Source organism: Blastococcus aurantiacus, from assembly GCF_900102425.1.
Taxonomy (GTDB): Bacteria; Actinomycetota; Actinomycetes; order Mycobacteriales; family Geodermatophilaceae; genus Blastococcus; species Blastococcus aurantiacus.
The window spans coordinates 15,669-32,961 of the sequence record NZ_FNBT01000003.1; the positions used below are offsets into that span (position 1 = coordinate 15,669).

The 17,293-nt window shown below is 74.3% G+C and carries 18 protein-coding genes and 1 pseudogene; 5 read left to right on the forward strand and 14 right to left on the reverse strand.

Going from position 1 to position 17,293, the window contains the following annotated elements:
- Positions 1-159: 159 nt before the first annotated feature.
- The 4 genes and pseudogenes from BLS70_RS21245 to rimP all read right to left on the reverse strand — a co-directional run.
- Positions 160-303 (reverse strand): annotated as a pseudogene (locus tag BLS70_RS21245) (translation initiation factor IF-2 N-terminal domain-containing protein); the annotation flags it as partial.
- A 177-nt stretch (positions 304-480) separates the two neighbouring features.
- Positions 481-786 carry a YlxR family protein gene (locus BLS70_RS06670; protein ID WP_091764916.1) on the reverse strand — a complete coding sequence of 102 codons (306 nt, stop codon included), beginning with the start codon at positions 784-786 and terminating at the stop codon, positions 481-483.
- An 8-nt stretch (positions 787-794) separates the two neighbouring features.
- On the reverse strand, positions 795-1,913 hold the full coding sequence (nusA, locus tag BLS70_RS06675) for a transcription termination factor NusA (protein ID WP_091764917.1): 1,119 nt from the start codon (positions 1,911-1,913) through the stop codon (positions 795-797).
- Positions 1,910-2,611 carry a ribosome maturation factor RimP gene (gene rimP, locus BLS70_RS06680; protein WP_091764918.1) on the reverse strand — a complete coding sequence of 234 codons (702 nt, stop codon included), beginning with the start codon at positions 2,609-2,611 and terminating at the stop codon, positions 1,910-1,912. The genes nusA and rimP overlap by 4 nt, the downstream gene beginning before the upstream one ends.
- Positions 2,612-2,877: 266 nt before the next feature.
- Here rimP and BLS70_RS06685 point away from each other — a divergent pair, with 266 nt between their 5' ends.
- Both BLS70_RS06685 and BLS70_RS06690 read left to right on the forward strand, forming a co-directional pair.
- Complete coding sequence (locus tag BLS70_RS06685) at positions 2,878-3,363, forward strand: hypothetical protein (RefSeq protein WP_091764919.1); 486 nt, start codon at positions 2,878-2,880, stop codon at positions 3,361-3,363.
- 12 nt (positions 3,364-3,375) lie between these two features.
- Positions 3,376-3,837 carry a ferritin-like domain-containing protein gene (locus BLS70_RS06690; RefSeq protein WP_091764920.1) on the forward strand — a complete coding sequence of 154 codons (462 nt, stop codon included), beginning with the start codon at positions 3,376-3,378 and terminating at the stop codon, positions 3,835-3,837.
- A 79-nt stretch (positions 3,838-3,916) separates the two neighbouring features.
- On the opposite strand, the gene BLS70_RS06695 is transcribed toward BLS70_RS06690, so the two are convergent.
- The 4 genes from BLS70_RS06695 to BLS70_RS06710 form a co-directional block, all read right to left on the reverse strand.
- The gene (locus BLS70_RS06695; protein WP_091764921.1) at positions 3,917-5,809 is read right to left on the reverse strand and encodes a penicillin-binding transpeptidase domain-containing protein; all 1,893 of its coding nucleotides are present in this window, start codon (positions 5,807-5,809) and stop codon (positions 3,917-3,919) included.
- Positions 5,810-5,885: 76 nt separating this feature from the next.
- On the reverse strand, positions 5,886-6,737 hold the full coding sequence (locus BLS70_RS06700; protein WP_091764922.1) for a GNAT family N-acetyltransferase: 852 nt from the start codon (positions 6,735-6,737) through the stop codon (positions 5,886-5,888).
- A 24-nt stretch (positions 6,738-6,761) separates the two neighbouring features.
- On the reverse strand, positions 6,762-7,922 hold the full coding sequence (gene ispG / locus BLS70_RS06705) for a flavodoxin-dependent (E)-4-hydroxy-3-methylbut-2-enyl-diphosphate synthase (protein WP_091764923.1): 1,161 nt from the start codon (positions 7,920-7,922) through the stop codon (positions 6,762-6,764).
- 53 nt (positions 7,923-7,975) lie between these two features.
- Complete coding sequence (locus BLS70_RS06710) at positions 7,976-8,908, reverse strand: LysR family transcriptional regulator (RefSeq protein WP_218122312.1); 933 nt, start codon at positions 8,906-8,908, stop codon at positions 7,976-7,978.
- 72 nt (positions 8,909-8,980) lie between these two features.
- Between BLS70_RS06710 and BLS70_RS06715 the strand changes: the two genes are divergently transcribed.
- The gene (locus BLS70_RS06715) at positions 8,981-9,925 is read left to right on the forward strand and encodes an EamA family transporter (RefSeq protein WP_091765900.1); all 945 of its coding nucleotides are present in this window, start codon (positions 8,981-8,983) and stop codon (positions 9,923-9,925) included.
- On the opposite strand, the gene BLS70_RS06720 is transcribed toward BLS70_RS06715, so the two are convergent.
- A complete protein-coding gene (locus BLS70_RS06720) occupies positions 9,841-11,184 on the reverse strand; it encodes a M50 family metallopeptidase (RefSeq protein ID WP_091764925.1) in 1,344 nt (447 codons plus the stop codon). The genes BLS70_RS06715 and BLS70_RS06720 overlap by 85 nt on opposite strands.
- A gap of 10 nt (positions 11,185-11,194) precedes the next feature.
- Positions 11,195-12,391 (reverse strand): 1-deoxy-D-xylulose-5-phosphate reductoisomerase, encoded by a 1,197-nt coding sequence (dxr, locus tag BLS70_RS06725; protein WP_091764926.1) that lies wholly within the window; start codon positions 12,389-12,391, stop codon positions 11,195-11,197.
- 130 nt (positions 12,392-12,521) lie between these two features.
- On the opposite strand from dxr, the gene BLS70_RS06730 reads away from it, so the two are divergent.
- Positions 12,522-12,848, forward strand: coding sequence for a DUF2631 domain-containing protein (locus BLS70_RS06730; RefSeq protein WP_255362282.1), 327 nt, complete (start codon positions 12,522-12,524; stop codon positions 12,846-12,848).
- 58 nt (positions 12,849-12,906) lie between these two features.
- Here the strand turns inward: BLS70_RS06730 and BLS70_RS06735 are convergent, their stop codons facing one another.
- Together BLS70_RS06735 and rlmN are read right to left on the reverse strand one after the other, a co-directional pair.
- Positions 12,907-13,626: a VIT1/CCC1 transporter family protein gene (locus tag BLS70_RS06735; protein ID WP_091764928.1), complete on the reverse strand. Its 720-nt coding sequence runs from the start codon at positions 13,624-13,626 to the stop codon at positions 12,907-12,909.
- Entirely contained in the window at positions 13,623-14,795 is a 1,173-nt protein-coding gene (gene rlmN / locus BLS70_RS06740; protein WP_091764931.1) for a dual-specificity RNA methyltransferase RlmN, read from the reverse strand. The genes BLS70_RS06735 and rlmN overlap by 4 nt, the downstream gene beginning before the upstream one ends.
- A 91-nt stretch (positions 14,796-14,886) precedes the next feature.
- Here rlmN and BLS70_RS06745 point away from each other — a divergent pair, with 91 nt between their 5' ends.
- Positions 14,887-15,657: a polyphosphate kinase 2 family protein gene (locus BLS70_RS06745; RefSeq protein ID WP_091764935.1), complete on the forward strand. Its 771-nt coding sequence runs from the start codon at positions 14,887-14,889 to the stop codon at positions 15,655-15,657.
- Here BLS70_RS06745 and BLS70_RS06750 read toward each other — a convergent pair.
- Positions 15,654-16,295, reverse strand: coding sequence for a TrmH family RNA methyltransferase (locus BLS70_RS06750; protein ID WP_255362283.1), 642 nt, complete (start codon positions 16,293-16,295; stop codon positions 15,654-15,656). The genes BLS70_RS06745 and BLS70_RS06750 overlap by 4 nt on opposite strands.
- Positions 16,292-17,278 (reverse strand): DUF2332 domain-containing protein, encoded by a 987-nt coding sequence (locus tag BLS70_RS06755; protein ID WP_255362284.1) that lies wholly within the window; start codon positions 17,276-17,278, stop codon positions 16,292-16,294. The genes BLS70_RS06750 and BLS70_RS06755 overlap by 4 nt, the downstream gene beginning before the upstream one ends.
- Positions 17,279-17,293 lie beyond the last annotated feature (15 nt).

Here is a 17,293-nt window from a genome sequence, read left to right on the forward strand (position 1 = left end):
CGCCGGAGCCTGCTGCACGGGCGCGGGCGCCTGCGGAGCGGGTGCGGCGGGACGCGGACCGGGGGTCGGCGCGGACGGACGGGCCGACGCCGGACCCGGACGGGCCGCCGGGGCGGGAGCGCTGGGGGCTGCGGCGCCGGTGGCGGCACCGAGGGCCTCGCGGAGCCGCCGGGCCACGGGGGCCTCGACGGTCGACGAGGCGGACTTCACGAACTCGCCCTGCTCCTTGAGCGTGGCGAGCACGGTCTTGCTGTCGACACCGAACTCCTTGGCGAGTTCGTGTACGCGGGCTTTGCCTGGCACGGGTCTCCTCTTTGTGAGGCCGGCGGCTTGCCCGCTCGACCTCGTCGTTAGTGGCGCATGGTCATCGTGAGAACTTCACGGCTGAGTCATCCGACGACGTCCTGTCGACATGCGGACCGGCCTGGTGCCGATCCGACGTTGGAACTGCTGATGAGGTCGAGCGCGGCGGTGCCGCACTCACTCGCCCGTCCGGGCCCCCGGCCCGGCGGCCTCCGAGGAGGCGCCGAGGACGTGGTCCCGGAGCGGACCGGCCTCCAGGGGGCTGCCCCCGGGGAGGCGCAGCGCCCGGGTGAAGGCCCGGCGTCGCTCCGCTGCGCCCAGGCACTCCGGAGTGGGGTGCACCGACGCCCCCCTTCCGGGGAGCCGCCGTCGCGGGTCCGGGACCAGGGCCCCGGCTCTCACGACGACACGCAGCAGATCGGTGACCGGAGCGCGTCGTCGGCAGCCCACACAGGTGCGCTCCGGGATCGACGTTTCGGCCACCCTGCACTCTAGCGCGTCGTGGGTCCGCGATGTTCCACGCGTCGGGGCGGAGGACGGTGGGCGCTCGGACGTCCCCCTGCCGAGGGAGCCGGCGCCCCGGAACGGAGGGGTGCCCGCCCCACACCCGGGGAGGGTGCGGCGGCGGCGTCCTCGGCCTGGGCATCGCTGCGGATGTCGATCCGGCAGCCGGTCAGCCGGGCGGCCAGGCGGGCGTTCTGCCCCTCCTTGCCGATGGCCAGCGACAGCTGGTAGTCCGGCACCACCACGCGCACGGCCTTCGCCTGGGCGTCGACGACGCGGGACTCGGTGACACGGGCGGGGCTCAGCGCCTGCGCCACGAAGGTGGCCGGGTCGTCCGACCAGTCGACGATGTCGATCTTCTCGCCGTGCAGCTCGCTCATGACGTTCCGCACCCGCTGGCCCATCGGGCCGATGCAGGCACCCTTGGCGTTGAGCCCCGGCACCTTGGTGCGGACGGCGATCTTCGAGCGGGCGCCGGCCTCGCGGGCGACCGCCACGATTTCGACGCTGCCGTCGGCGACCTCGGGCACCTCCAGGGCGAACAGCTTGCGCACCAGGTGCGGGTGGGTGCGCGAGACGGTGACCTGCGGCCCGCGGAAGGTGCGCGCCACGGACACCACGTAGGCCTTGAGCCGACTGCCGTGGGCGTAGTCCTCGCCGGGGACCTGCTCGGTCGGGGGCAGGACGGCCTCGACCTTGCCGATGTCGACCAGCACGGTGCCCTGCACGTTGCGGCGGTCGTGCGCCTGCACGATGCCGCTGACGATGTCGCCCTCCTTGCCGGCGTACTCGCCGAAGGTCTGCTCGTGCTCGGCGTCGCGCAGGCGCTGCACGATGACCTGCTTGGCGGTGCTGGCCGCGATCCGGCCGAAGTCGGTGGGGGTGTCGTCCCACTCCCGCACGACCTCGCCCTCGGGTCCGAGCTCCTGGGCGAGCACGGCGACCTCGCCGCTCTTGCGGTCCACGTGGACGCGGACGTGCTTGGCCGCGCCGTCGGCGTGCCGGTACGCGGTCACCAGGGCGGTCTCGATCGCCTCGATCACCGTGTCGGCGGGGATGCCCTTCTCCCGCTCGACCGCTTTGAGCGCGGTGACGTCGATGTTCACTGTGCTCCTCCTCGCGCCTGCGGCGCGTTCCCGGGCACGGCGTCCTCGCCGGGCTCCGGGTCGTCCATCACGTCGTCGTCGGTCAGTTCCAGCAGGTCGTCCTCGATCAGGTCGTCCTCGATCAGGTCGTCCTCGGTCAGGTCGTCAAGACCCACGCCTTCGTCGGCGTGCCCGGCGCGTGCGAACTCCACCTGCACCCGCCCGGCGCCCAGTTCGGCCCACGGCACCTGGCGCGGCGTGGGCGCGCGCTTCTTCGCGCCCGGCTTGCCCTGCGCCTCGACCGCGAGCGTCACGCCGGCGTCGTCCACGGCGGTGATGCGGCCGGTGACCTGCTCGGTGGCGCCGGCCGGGCCCACGGCCACGGCGACCAGGCGTCCGGTGTTGCGCCGCCAGTGCCGCTGGTCGGTCAGCGGGCGATCGACCCCGGGACTGGTGACCTCCAGGACGTAGGGCGTCCGGCCCATCCCGTCGTCGTTGGTGTCGAGGACCTCGGAGACCGCGCGGCTCACCTCGGCGATGTCGTCGAGGGTCACCCCCGCGTCGCGATCCACGACCACGCGGACGACGCTGCGCCGTCCGGCCGGGGTCACCACGAGCTCTTCCAGGTCGTAGCCGGCGCCCGCGACGACGGGCTCGATCCAGCCGGCCAGCCGGGCGGTGGCGGGGTCGGTGCGGGGGGTGCCACGAGAGGCGGACACGGCTACCTCCTCCAGGCTCGGGCGGCCGCAGGGTGCGGGGCGCGTCCCCGGGCCCGCCCCCGGCGCTGCCGGGAAGGGATTCCGAGGGGAAGAGGTCAGGTTACCGCCCGGCGGGTGGGCACGGGATCGGGCACCGGCCGGGAGCCCTCCCCGACCGGTGGGGCGCGAGGGGCGGACGGGGCGGCGAAGACCTGCGGAGCCGACGCGGAACGCGCCCGGTCGGTACGTGCCGACCCCGGCGGCCCGCGGCTGCCAGGATGGGACCGATGTCCGCCCTCCCCTCCCCCGGTACCCGGGGCTTCTCCCGGCGCACCCTGCTGGCCGCCTCGACGGCCGCGCTGGCGCTGGTCGCGGCCGGGTGCACCTCGTCCCCGCCGGACGAGCGCGAGCGGGTGACCGGGAAGCAGGCCGACGAGCTGCTGGGCCAGGTCGCCGTGCAGGAGACCCTCGTCGCCGCCTTCACGGCGGCCGGGGCGGCCGATCCGGCACTGGCCGGCCAGGTGGCGGAGCTGGCGGCCCAGGCCGGCGAGCAGCTCGAGCGCCTGCGGGACGCGGCACCGGGGGCGACACCGAGCTCGACCTCCCCCGGAACCCCGCCGTCGCAGGCGGAGGCCCGCTCGTGGCTGCGCGCCCAGGTGGCGGCCGCGGCGACCTCGCACGCGACCGCCTGCGTGAACCAGTCCGGCGCACGGGCGGCCCTGCTGGGCTCGATCTCCGCCGGACTGCGCGGACAAGACGGACGACTGGCATGACGGGAACGGGCAATGGCTGACGAGGGCACCGAGGACCTGGCCGCCGAGAACGAGGCGCTCGGCCTGGCCCTGGCCGCGGGGCACGCGGCGGTGTGGGGCTACGGCGTCGTCGGAGCGGCACTGACGGCCGCCGACCAGGGCACGGCGGCCAGCGCCGAGGCCGCCCACCGCGACGTCCGTGACTCCGTGGTCACGCTGCTCTCGCAGCGCTCGGTGGAGCCGGCCGCAGCCGAGGGCGCCTACGCGCTGCCCTTCCCGGTGCTGTCGCCCACCGACGCCGCCGCCCTGGCCGTCGTCCTGGAGGACGGCGCGGCCGCCGCCTGGGTGCGGGTGCTCGACCAGGCCGCCGAGCGCACCACGCGCGAGCTCGCGGTCGAGGCGCTCACCGGTGCCGAGGTGCGGGCAGTGGGGTGGCGCACCACGGCCGGGCAGAACCCGGTCACCCGGGCCCTGCCGGGGCTCCCCCCGCAGTAAGAGGACCCCGTCCTCCGCGGCCCCGCTGCAGGGGCCCGGCCCGAGCGCGCGAGGGACGGGGGGCAGCGGGGTCCTTCTGCTAACCCAGGGCGCCGAGGAAGGCGTCGGTCACGGCGACCGCCGCGCTGCTGGACTGACCGCCCTCGACGAGGACGGCGAAGGCGATCGGCCCCGCCGCGCCACCGGTCCGGTAGCCGACGAACCAGCCGTGCGAGTCGGGCGGGGTGTTGGTGCCGAACTCCGCCGTCCCGGTCTTGCCGTAGACCTCACCGCGGTCGGCCAGGGCGGTGGCGGTACCGGTCAGGACCACCTGCCGCATCAGCGGCCGGAGGGCGTCGAGGACCTCCTGGCCGGGGCCGGCAGGTGCCGGACCGGACGGCTCCGCGCCGACGATCTCGACCGGAGCCGCCGGGGTGCCGCTGGCGATGCCGGCGGCCACCAGCGCCATCTGGGCCGGGCTCATGAGCACCTGCCCCTGGCCGATCATGTTCGCGGCCTTCGTGGTGCCGGTGCTGTCCCCGGGCACGCTGCCGGAGAAGACGTCGACGGGCAGCTGCCAGTCGGTGCCCACCCCGTACGACGCCGCGGCCTCGGCCAGGGCCGGGTCGGGCAGCTCCAGGCCCTGCTGGATGAAGGTCGTGTTGCACGACTGGGCGAAGGCCTCGGTGAACGGCACGGTGCCCAGGTCGAACTGGTCCTGGTTCTCGAACTCGCGCCCCTCGACGACCGTCGTCCCGGGGCAGGGCACGGTGTCGGTGGGCGTCAGCGCACCGGTCGAGAGCAGCGCGGTGGCGGTGATGGCCTTCATGCTCGAGCCGGGCGGGAAGTTGCCGGCGAGCGCGTTGCCCGCGTCGGCCACCTCGTTGGAGGAGACGGCGAGGAGCTCGCCGGTGCCGGGGCGCACCACCACGAGGTGCGTGGCCCGGGCCTCGCCGGCGACGGCGGAGTCGGCCGCGCTCTGGACGGCCGGGACCAGGGGGGTCTGCACCGGCTCGCCCGGCACCGGCTCGACGGCGGCGATCTCGCGACCCTCGTCCCCGATGCTCTCGTCCAGGGCCGTGACGCGGACGGTGAACCCGGCGGTGCCGGACAGCTGGTCCTGGAAGGCCCGCTGCAGACCCGAGGTGCCGAGCTGGTCACCGGCGGCGTAGCGGGCCTCGCCGTCCTCGGTCGACTCCTCCAGGATCTCGGCGGTCGCCGCGCCCACCCGGCCGAGGAGCGCCTCGGCGAAGCGCGGCGTCGGGGCCAGCAGCCGGGTGTCCGTCGGGAAGACCGTGCCGGGCAGGTCGAACACCCGCGCGCGGATGGCCTCGAAGTCCGGCCGGCGCAGCGTGATGATCGGGACGAACTGCCCGGCCGGAGCGGCCTGGACGTCGGCGGTGATGTCCTCGGCGGAGACGCCCGTCGCGGCCGACAACTCCGCCGCCAGCGCCGGCAGGTCGGTCACCTTCCCGGGGTCGACCCCGACGTTGACGACCTCGGTCGGGGTGAACAGGGGCGCGCCGGACGCGTCGGTGATCGGGGCGCGCTCCGGCAGGCTGCGGTCCAGCTCCAGGTGCTGGCCCTCGCCCAGCTCGGGGTGCACGAGGGTCGGCTCGGCGACGACCTCCCAGCCGTCGTCGCCCTCCTCGAGCTGCAGCGAGGCGTCGTAGGTCCAGTCCGGTGCGGCGGCCAGGTCCCACGTCGCCGTCCAGTCCGCGGTCGCCGTCCCGTCCTCGACGGTGACGTCGCCGAGCTCGGCGGACAGCTCCGCATCGGGCAGGTCGGTCGCGGTCTGCTCCAGCAGTGCGGTGGCAGCGTCCGGGTCGGAGGTCGCGGCCGCGGCGCCGGCCGCGTCGCCCCCGGCCCACTCGTCGAGGAATGCCTGCGCGGCCTCCCGCACCTCGTCCTCACCGCCGCCGGAGCAGGCGGCCAGGACGGGCCCGGCGAGCAGGAACGAGGTCAGCAGGACGGAGCCGGATCGCGCGCGCACCAGGGCAGCCTGTCAGACGGCCCTCCGCAGGGGCCCGCGGCGAGCTTGCGAGTCGTGGGGGGCGGGGGGTCCTTCTTCAGAACAGCACGCTGGAGAACTGGCCGACCTCGCGGAAACCGACCCTGCGGTAGGCCGCGCGGGCGGTGGCGTTGAAGTCGTTCACGTACAGGCTGACCACGGGGGCGACGGTCGACCGGGCGTACTCGACGACGGCGGCGGTCCCGGCCGCACCGATGCCGGCGCCGCGGTGCTGGGGCGCGACCCACACGCCCTGCACCTGGCAGGCCGCCCGGCTCACGGCGCCGATCTCGGCTTTGAAGACGACCTGCCCGTCCTCGATCCAGGCCAGGGACCGGCCGGCGCGCACCAGCTCGGCCAGCCGGGCGCGGTAACCCGCGCCGCCGTCGATGCGCAGCGGGCTGACGCCGATCTCCTCGGTGAACATGGCGACGGCGGCCGGCAGGAGGATGTCGAGCTCGTCGGTCCGCACCGGGCGCACCCGCGTCTCCGGCGCGATCGCCGGAGGGCCGTCGATGGCCAGCAACGGCTGCCGGGCCCGGTGGTCCCGGCACGGCCCCCAGTACGGCGCCAGCAGGTCCCACAGCGGCGCCACGGAGGCTGCGGGGCCGACGATCGTGCTGCACCGGCGCCCGGCCCGGCGGGCGAGCTCGGCGAAGGCAGCCGCGGCGGCGCGCTCCGCGCCCGGGACGGCGAAGGGGATCAGGTTCGCGCCGGCGAGGCAGACCGCCTCCAGGGACCGGCCCGAGCCGAACCCCCACAGGGGCGCCCCCACGGCCACCGGCGCGGTGCCGGTGAGCTCGACCCGGCCGGCCAGCACGCAGGCCGCCACCGGGTCGGTGGCCAGCAGCCGGTGGACGGCGGGCTCGTCACCCTCGTCGAGGACGCGGGCGGTGGGCGATCGGAGCACGGGCAGCGGACGGGTGCGGGCCGGTCAGCTGACGGAGACGACGGGCGGCCCGGAGGGAACGCCGGCGTCGGTCTGCTGCTCCGCGATGCGCATGGCCTCCTCGATGAGCGTCTCGACGATCATCGACTCCGGCACGGTCTTGACGACCACGCCCTTCACGAAGATCTGCCCCTTGCCGTTGCCCGACGCCACCCCGAGGTCGGCCTCGCGGGCCTCGCCGGGGCCGTTGACGACGCAACCCATGACGGCGACGCGCAGCGGCACCTCCATGCCCTCGAGCCCGGCGGTCACCTCGTTCGCCAGCTTGTAGACGTCGACCTGCGCGCGGCCGCACGAGGGGCAGCTGACGATCTCCAGGCCGCGCTGCTTGAGGTTCAGCGACTCCAGGATCTGGTTGCCGACCTTCACCTCCTCGGCCGGCGGGGCCGACAGGGAGACGCGGATCGTGTCACCGATGCCCTGGGACAGCAGGGCACCGAAGGCGACGGCGGACTTGATCGTGCCCTGGAAGGCGGGGCCGGCCTCGGTGACGCCCAGGTGCAGCGGGTAGTCGCACTGCGCGGCGAGCAGCTCGTAGGCGCGGACCATGACGACCGGGTCGTTGTGCTTGACCGAGATCTTGATGTCGCGGAAGTCGTGCTCCTCGAACAGCGAGCACTCCCACAGCGCCGACTCGACCAGCGCCTCGGGCGTCGCCTTGCCGTACTTCGCCAGCAGGCGCTTGTCGAGGGAGCCGGCGTTCACCCCGATGCGGATCGGCGTCCCCGCGTCCTTGGCCGCCCGGGCGATCTCGCCGACCTTGTCGTCGAACTTCTTGATGTTGCCGGGGTTCACGCGGACCGCCGCGCAGCCGGCGTCGATGGCCGCGAACACGTAGCGCGGCTGGAAGTGGATGTCGGCGATGACCGGGATCTGCGACTTCTTCGCGATCGTCGCGAGCGCCTCGGCGTCGTCGGTGTCCGGTACGGCGACCCGCACGATCTGGCAGCCCGAGGCGGTCAGCTCGGCGATCTGCTGGAGGGTGGCGTTGATGTCGGCGGTCTTGGTGGTGCACATCGACTGCACGCTGACCGGGAAGTCGCTGCCGACGCCGACGCCGCCCACGTCGAGCTGGCGGGTCTTGCGCCGCGGAGCGAGGACGGGCGGGGGCGCGGCAGGCATGCCGAGACCGACGGGGATGGCCATGCCGTCCAGTATCCACCGGCCTGCCACCCGACGAGGTGGACGCCGTAGTGATCTCAGACGGCGTAGGAGGCGGCCTCGGCGACCAGCGCGTCGAGCACGACCTGCACCGATCGCCGGGCGGCCCGGTCGGGGCGCATCAGCGCCTCGACGACCCGGCCCGCCCGCAGGTCGGCCAGGGGCACCAGCGCCAGCCGGCCCTCGGCCCGGTCCCGGGTCGTGTGGCGCGGCAGCAGCGCGATGCCGTGCCCGCGCGCGACCAGCTTCTCGGTCAGGGGCAGGTGCGTGGTCCGGCGGACGATGCGCACCGGTGACCGCGCCTGCGCCGCGAGGGCGGTCAGCACCCGGTCGATGGGGAACTCGGGCGGCGGGACGATCCAGTCCTCGTCGATCACGTCCGCCGGGGTGACCCGGTCCCGCCCGGCGAGCGGATGGTCCAGGGGCAGCGCGACGTCGAGCGGCTCGCGGAGCAGCAGGCGGACCTCCAGGCCGTCGCGCCGCGGCGGCACGACGTCGTCGGACCGGTGGGCGACGACGACGTCGTAGTCGGCGGTGAGGCCCGCGAAGTCGTCCTGCAGCACGTCCTCGTCGAAGGTCTCCAGGACGACGTCGGGGTGCTGCGCCATGCGGTCGAGGAGACCGGGGACGAGCAGCTCTCCGGCCGAGTGGAAGGTGGCCAGCCGGACGGTCCCGCCGACCCCACCGCGGTAGCGCTGCCAGTCGGCCTCGGCGGTGGCCAGGGCGGTGGAGACGCTCGCCGCGATGCCGGCCAGCGCCCGGCCGGCGTCGGTCAGCCGCACCCCGCGGCCGGCCCGCTCGACCAGCACGAGGCCGAGCCGCCGCTGCAGCACCTTGAGCTGCTGGGAGACCGCCGACGGCGAGAGCACCGTGGCCCGGGCCACCGCGGTCACCGACCCGTGCTCGGCCAGCTCGCGGAGGACGGCGAGGTGCGCGACGTCCACCCGGTCCCAAAGCCCGTCATCGACCATGAAGCGACGCTACATGGTCGGTGCACCGATTTGCGCTTGTCCTTCACCCTCGCCGGCCCGACGCTCGTCGGCGTGCCTCTCCGCGACCGACTGCTCGCCTGCCTCGTCGCCGTCTGCTGGGGCGTCAACTTCCCCGCGACGGCGCTGGCCCTCGAGCACTTCCCACCGCTGTTCATGGTCGCCCTGCGGTTCTCGCTGGTGGCCCTGCCCGCCCTGCTCTTCGTGCCCCGGCCGCCGGTGCCGGTCCGCTGGCTGATCGGCGTCGGGCTGGGCATCGGGCTGCTGCAGTTCGCCTTCCTCTACCTCGGCATGGCCGCCGGGATGCCCAGCGGGCTGGCCTCGCTCGTCCTCCAGGCCTCGGCGCCGTTCACCGTGCTGCTGGCCGGCGTCTGGCTGCACGAGAAGCTCTCGGCCCGGCAGCTGGCCGGTGTTGCCGTGGCGGTCGCGGGCCTGGCCGTCATAGCCGTCCACCGCTCGCAGACCGCCGCGTGGCTGCCCGTCGTCCTGACCCTGTGCGGGGCACTGGGCTGGGCGATCGGGAACGTCTGCAGCCGGCAGGCCAAGGCCCCCAACGGTCTGCACCTCACGCTGTGGTCCGCGGTCGTGCCGCCGCTGCCGATGCTGGCACTGGCGCTCGTGGTCGAAGGTCCGGACCGGATCGGCCGATCCCTGGCCGACGTCGCCACCGCCGAGGCGCTGCCGGCGGTCCTGGGGCTGCTCTACGTGGTCGTCGTCGCCACGCTCGTCGGGTACGGCGCGTGGAACTCGCTGCTGTCACGGCACCCGTCGAACGTGGTCGCACCGTTCTCGATGCTCGTGCCCGTGGTCGGCGTCCTCGCCTCGTGGGTCGCCTTCGGGGAGGTGCTGGACCCGGTGGAACTGGCCGCCGGGGCCCTCGTGGTCGCCGGCGTGCTGATCGGCTCCCGGCCGGCTCAGCCGGCCAGGGTGATCGGGTTGACGATGTCGGCGATGAACAGCAGCGCCGACAGCACCAGGAAGAGCCCGGCGACGACGTAGGCCACGGGCATCAGCCGGGCGATGTCGAAGGGGCCGGGGTCGGGCCGTCCGCGCAGCCGGGCGACGCTGGCCCGGGCCTTCTCGTACAGGGCGCCGGCGACGTGCCCGCCGTCCAGCGGGTAGATCGGCAGGAGATTGAACAGGAACAGCACCAGGTTCATCCCGGCGAGCAGCTGGAAGAACGTGCTGATCTTCTCGGTGGTGGTGATCTGGTCCAGCGCGAAGACCTCGCCGGAGATCCGGCCGACGCCTACGACGCCGATCGGCCCCTGCGGGTCGCGCTCCTCCCCCAGGAACGCGGCCCGGAAGAGCGCCGGGACGCGCTGCGGGATCTCGGCCAGCCGGTCGACCGCCCGGACGGCGTAGTCACCGATGAAGCCCGGAACCGCGGTGACCGGCTGCTGCACGTAGGTCTGCGCGGCCTGGACCCCCACGTAGCCGACCGTGCGGGTGCCGTCGGCCTCCCCGTCGCCGTCGTCGTCGACACGGACGGTGTTGGCGATCGGGGTGACGGTCAGGTCGAGCTGCCGCGTGGCGCCGTCCTCCTCGCGCTCGACGGTGAGGACGACGGGGGTGTCGATGCTCTCCCGGATCGCGTCCTGGACCTGCCCCCAGCCGGTCGCCTCGTCGTCCTGGCCGGTGTCGGCCACCTCCGATACCGCCCGGCCGTCGATGGCGACGATCGTGTCGCCGGCCTGGATGCCGGCGGCGGCGGCCGGCGAGGGGGGCGCGTCCTCGGGGCAGGTGCGGGCCTCGGCGTCGGCCGGGAGCACGCACTCGGGGAGCGAGCTGATCGTGGTCGTCGCCCCGGGGATGCCGAAGGCCGTCAGCACGATGGTGAAGAACAGGACGGCCAGGACCAGGTTGTGCAGCGGCCCGGCGGCCATGACGACGATCCGCTGCCACCAGGGCTTCTTGTAGAAGACGCGGTCGCCGTCGGTGGGCAGCACGTCGTCCAGGGCCTGACCGCGCACCTCGGCGATGAAGCTGCGCATGCGGGTGGCGCGCTTGCTCTCGCCCTCCTCGGCCGGCGGGATCATGCCGACGATGCGGATGTAGCCGCCGAGCGGGATGCCCTTGATGCCGAACTCGGTCTCCCCGTAGCGGCGGGAGAACACCGTCGGCCCGAAGCCGACGAAGAACTGCGGCACGCGCATGCCGAACTTCCGCGCCCAGTAGAAGTGGCCGAACTCGTGGAAGCCGATGCTGAACAGCAGGCCCACGGCGAAGGCGACGATCCCGAGGATCGTCAGCAGCAACCCGCTCAGCTCAGCCTCCGGCGATGAGTCCCCGGGCGTGCTCCCGGGCCCACTTCTCCGCGGCCAGGACGTCCTCGACGCGCGTGGGGACGCCGAGGTCCGGCGCCTCCTCGAGGGTACGCGCGACGAGCTGGACGATCCCTGGGAACGACAGGCGACCCGCCGTGAAGGCCGCGACCGCCTCCTCGTTGGCGGCGTTGTAGATCGCCGGGGCCACGCCTCCGGCCTCGCCGGCCGCCCGGGCCAGCCGGACCGCGGGGAACGCCACCTCGTCCAGCGGCAGGAACTCCCAGGTGCTGGCCGCGGTCCAGTCCAGGGCCGGCTGCACCTCGGGCAGCCGGTCGGGCCAGGCCAGGCCCAGTGCGATGGGCAGCCGCATGTCCGGCGGGCTGGCCTGGGCGATGGTGGCGCCGTCGGCGAAGGTCACCATCGAGTGCACGATCGACTGCGGGTGCACCACCACGTCGATGTCGGCGTAGGGCACGCCGAAGAGCAGGTGCGCCTCGATCAGCTCGAGGCCCTTGTTGACCAGCGTCGCCGAGTTGATGGTGATGACCGGGCCCATGTCCCACGTCGGGTGTGCCATCGCCTGCTCGACGGTGACCTGCTCGAGCTCGGCGGCCGAGCGTCCCCGGAACGGTCCGCCGCTGGCGGTGAGCACCAGCCGGGCCACCTCGCTCGCCTGCCCGGCGCGCAGGCACTGCGCCAGGGCCGAGTGCTCCGAGTCGACGGGCACCAGCTGGCCGGGGGCCGCGGCGGCGAGGACGAGCTCCCCACCGGCGATGAGGGACTCCTTGTTGGCCAGCGCGACGGTGCGGCCGGCCCGCAGGGCCGACAGGGTCGGCTCCAGTCCGATCGAGCCGGTGATGGCGTTGAGGACGACGTCGGCGGGACGGGCGGCCAGCTCCTGCGCGGCGCGCGGGCCGGCGAGGATCTCGGGGAGCGAGTACTCGCCGCGGGACCACCCGCGCTTGGAGGCGGCGGCGTAGAAGGCCAGTTGCAGGTCCTGCGCGGCGGTGGCCTTGGCGACGGCGACCGTGCGCACGCCGAGTGCCAGCGCCTGCTCGGCGAGCCGGGCGACGTCTCCCCCTCCGGCCGCCAGCCCGGTGATCCGCAGCCGGTCGGGGTTCTGCTGAGCCACCTCGATCGCCTGCCGGCCGACCGACCCCGTCGAACCGAGAACGGTCACCTCGCGCAGCGTCGTCACGGCTGCATCCTCCCCGACTCCCGCGGCACGCGGAGAGGGTGACCTCGCCGGGTGCCCGGCAGGGAGTCCTGACAGAATGCGGGACGAGACCGTGCGAACCAGCACGAGCGCCAGCGAGGAGGACGACGCCGTGAGCGATGCACTGCACCGCAGCCGGATCGCGCAGGACAACCCGGCCACCGAGCGGGTCAACCAGCCCGGGCGCGAGGAGGGCGTGGTCCGCGCCGGTGCGCACCCGGTGGAGCACGAGGAGCCGGCCGACTGGGGCTGGCACGGGGAGACCGGCAAGGCCGGCCGCCGCGCCGCATGGATCACCGTCCTCGTCGTGCTCAGCTACCTGATCGGCAACCACGAGGGCCGCGTCGAGGACCTGTACGTCCTGGGCACCGCCCTCCTGCTGGTCACCATCCTGGTGTGGGACATCGTCCGGCGGAGGAACGCCTGGCGCAGCCGCTAGGAACTCGTGAACAGGAAGGGCCGGCCCCCGCGGGGACCGGCCCTTTCCTGTTCTCCGGCTAGGCGACCGTGACCCCGATGGCCGAGCCGACCAGGTAGGTGATCCCGGCGGCCGCAGCGCCGAAGAGCAGCTGGCGGGCACCGGAGTACCACCAGGGGCGCGGGGTGAAGCGGGAGGAGATCGCCCCGGCGGCCAGCAGCCCGATCCCGCCGGCGACCAGCGCCGGCCACAGCACCGAGACCCCGGCCAGGAACGGCAGCAGCGGGATCAGCGCGCCGATGCCGAAGGTCACGAACGACGACGCGGCCGCGACCATCGGCGAGGGCCGGTCCTCCGGGTCCAGGCCGAGCTCGGCCACGACGTGCAGCCGCAGGGCGGTCTCCGGGTCGCGGGAGAGCTGGACGGCGACCGTGCGGGCCAGCCGGTCGTCGACGCCACGGACCCGGAGCATCTCGACCAGCTCGTCGAGCTCGCCGACGGGGTTGCGCGCGAGCTCCCGGCGCTCCTTCTCGACCTCGAGCTCGAGCTGCTCGTTCTGCGTCTTCACCGAGGTGTACTCGCCGAGCGCCATGGAGATGGCGCCGGCGACCAGGCTGGCCACGCCGGCGAGCACGATCGCCCGCGGCGCGGCGCCACCGCCGCCGACGCCGGCGACCAGGGCGGTGTTGGTGACCAGCCCGTCCATGGCCCCGAAGACGGCGGCCCGCAGCCAGCCGCCGGAGACGTCGGCGTGCGAGTGCTCGTGCGCCTCGGCGTCCGTAGGGGCGCCGGAGGTCACTCGTCGCCCTCGGCGCCCAGCTCGACCGGCGGCTCGACGGCCGGCATCGGGAGGGCGACGCTGGGCACGCTCACGCTGTCCGCCGCCGCGAGCTGACCGCAGGCGCCGTCGATGTCCTGGCCGCGGGTGTCGCGCACCGTCGTCGCCACCCCTGCGGCGCGGAGCCGGGCCACGAACTCGCGCTGCGCGGGCAGCGGGCTGGCGTCCCACTTGCTGCCGGGGGTGGGGTTGAGCGGGATCAGGTTGACGTGGGCGAGCTTGCCGGCCAGCAGCCGGCCGAGGAGATCGGCCCGGAAGGGCTGGTCGTTCACGTCGCGGATGAGGGCGTACTCGATGGAGTAGCGGCGGCCGGTCTTCCGCGCGTAGGCGTCGGCGGCGTCGATGACCTCGCCGACCTTCCAGCGGGTGTTGATCGGCACCAGGGTGTCGCGCAGCTCGTCGTCGGGCGCGTGCAGGCTGACGGCGAGGGTGACGTTGCGCCCCTCCTCGGTGAGCCGCCGGATGGCCGGCACCAGGCCCACGGTGGAGACGGTGACCGACCGCTGGGAGAGGCCCAGGCCGTGCGGCGCGGGGGTGAGCAGCGCGTCCAGCGTCTTGCGCACGCGGGCGTAGTTCGCCAGCGGCTCCCCCATGCCCATGAAGACGACGTTGGACAGCCGGCCCGGACCGCCGTCGAGCTCACCGTTCGCCATGGCCGCGGCCGCGGCGACCGCCTGGCCGATGATCTCGGCGGCGGACAGGTTGCGGGTGAGCCCCTGCTGGCCGGTGGCGCAGAACGGGCAGGCCATGCCGCACCCGGCCTGGCTGGAGATGCAAACCGTGGCCCGGCCCGGATAGCGCATGAGCACGCTCTCCACGAGCGCGCCGTCGTGCAGCCGCCACAGCGTCTTTCGGGTGCGCCCGTCGTCGGCCGTCTGGTGCCGGACGACGGTGAGGAGCCCGGGGAGCAACGCCTCGGTGAGCGCCTGGCGGGTGTCGGCGGGCAGGTCGGTCATCTGCGCCGGGTCGGTCACCCCGCGGTAGAAGTGCCGGGCCAGCTGGTCGGCGCGGAACGCCGGGTGCCCGAGCTCGGCGACCGCCGTCCGGGCCTCCTCGCGGGTGAGATCGGCGAGGTGGCGCGGGGGCATGCCGCGTCGGGGGGCGTCGAAGACCAGGGGCAGGGCAGTCATAACCGCCCCATCGTCCCACTCCGCGGGCCCGGCGACCGGGTCCGGAGACCGAACTCACCCCGCCGGTCGATCCCTGGCAGGGTGACCGGGCATGAGCCGGCTCGCTGACGTCGATCTGACCGCCTCCCTCGGCAAGCAGGAGGCGAAGGACCAGCTCGCCGCTGCGCAGGAGCGGTTGACCCACCTGCGCCTGCTGCTGGGCGGCCAGATCGGCCCCGGCGAGCTGGGGCCGCCGCTGCTGGTGCTGTTCGAGGGCTGGGACGCCTCCGGCAAGGGCGGGGCCATCCAGCGCCTGGTCGAGCCGCTGGACTCGCGGCACGTCCGGGTGGCCCAGTTCGCCGCCCCCACGCACGACGAGAAGCGCCACCACTTCCTGTGGCGGTTCTGGCCGGTGCTGCCCGGCTGGGGAGGCATGGCCGTGCTCGACCGCACCTGGTACGGCCGGGTGCTGGTGGAGCGGGTCGAGGGCTTCGCCCCGGAGGACGCCTGGCGCCGGGCCTACGGCGAGATCGTCGACCTGGAGACGACGCTGGCCGCCGAGGGCACCGTCCTGGTCAAGTTCTGGATGCACGTCTCGCCCGAGGAGCAGCTGCGCCGCTTCGAGTCGCGGCAGGCCGACCCCTACAAGGCGTGGAAGCTCACCGACGAGGACTGGCGCAACCGCGACAAGCGCGCCGAGTACACCGACGCCGTCCAGGAGATGCTCGATCGCACCGACCACTCCGCGGGGCGCTGGCACGTGGTCGCCGCCGAGGACAAGCGGTGGGCCCGGGTCGACGTCGTCCGCACCGTCTGCGAGGCGATCGAACGGGCGCTCGCCGCACGGGGCATCGACGCCGACCCGCCCCTGTCCGCCGGCTAGCCGATCGTCGCGTGCTGCCGGATCCAGGCGTGCATCGCGATGCCGGCCGCCACCCCCACGTTGATCGACCGCGTCGAGCCGAACTGGGCGATGGACACGGTCAGATCCGCTCCGGCCCGCGCCTCCTCGCTCAGCCCGGGACCCTCCTGGCCGAACAGCAGCAGGCAGCGCCGCGGCAGGTCCGCCGTCTCGATCGGCACCGCACCGGGTGAGTTGTCGACGGCGACGACCTGCCGCTGCTCCTCTACGGCGGCGGCCAGCAGCCCGCCGACGTCGGCGTGGTGGCGCAGGTGCTGGTACCGGTCGGTGACCATCGCCCCGCGCCGGTTCCAGCGGCGCCGCCCGACGATGTGCACCTCGGCGGCCAGGAAGGCGTTGGCGGTGCGCACCACCGTGCCGATGTTGAGGTCGTGGCCGAAGTTCTCGATCGCCACCGAGAACTCGTGCCGGCGCCGGTCCAGGTCCGCCACGATCGCCGGCACCGTCCAGTAGCGGTAGCGGTCGACGACGTTGCGCCGGTCGCCGCCGGCCAGCAGCTCGGGGTCGTAGCGCGGGTCCTCGGGCCACGGGCCGTCCCAGGGCCCGACGCCGACGGTCGCTCCCCAGTCGGTGGGGCCGGGCAGCTCGTCCTCGCTCACTCCCCGGATGCTCCCAGCCCATCCGGGAGCCATTCGAGCCACCCGCCGTGGGGCGCCGACCGGGCCAGCGGTCGCCCGTCGAGGGAGACGACGAGTTCCGGTCGTCGCGGGTCCGCCTGCAGGTTCCCGGTTCCGGGGACGAGCCCCGGCGCCTCCTGCGCCAGCCAGCGGACCGGGAGGTCGTCCATCCGTGCCACGAACGCGACGCGTGCCGCCTCCGACAGGTACGGCAGCACGGCAGTGTGCATGACGACGACGGTGCAGTTCTCCGGTACCAGGTCGAGGGCGTCGGGCAGCCGGTCGAGGAGGTCGCCGGTCAGCATCCGCGCGGGTTCCGTGCGCGCGACCTCGCTCGCGTCGTCGATCCGGCGGAGCCGCTCCTCGGCGTGCGGCCCGGGCCAGACGAGGGCGCGCAACCAGGCCCGGTCGTCGGCGTCCGCCGGGTCGAGCGGATTCAGGTCGACCCCGATGCGGGCGATCACGGAGGGCACGTCCAGCGGCACAGGCACTGGACCGGACGTCGAGACGGTCAGGTGCAGGGGGCTGTCCGGTCCTACGGGCGCTCCGTCGTACTCGTAGTGGTACCGGTCGGGGTAGAGGCACAGCCCGGCCGAAGCGCCCACCTCGACCAGCGCCAGCGGGCCGCCCAGCAGCGCGAGCACCGGCAGCAGCGCACCGCACCGGGCCGGCTCGTTGGTCTGCGTCGCGCGGGTGAGCATGGTGTCCCGGAGCCGGTCGGCGTCCTCCGCGACGATGCGGCGCAGCTCGGCGCCGCCGGTGGGTGCGCCGTGCAGGAACTGGAGTGCGGCGAACAGCAGGTTCGGCTGCTGTTTGCCTGAGGGCAGCGTCGCCAGGAAGGAGAGGACGTCGCCGGAGTCCGCCACCTCCCCGGCCAGTCGGGCATACAGCGGTGAGGTGGGCGCGGTCTCGGCGACGAAGGCCCGGTATCGGCGGGCGATGCCCTGGGTGTCCTGGTCTGCCACCAGGGCAGGATCGCA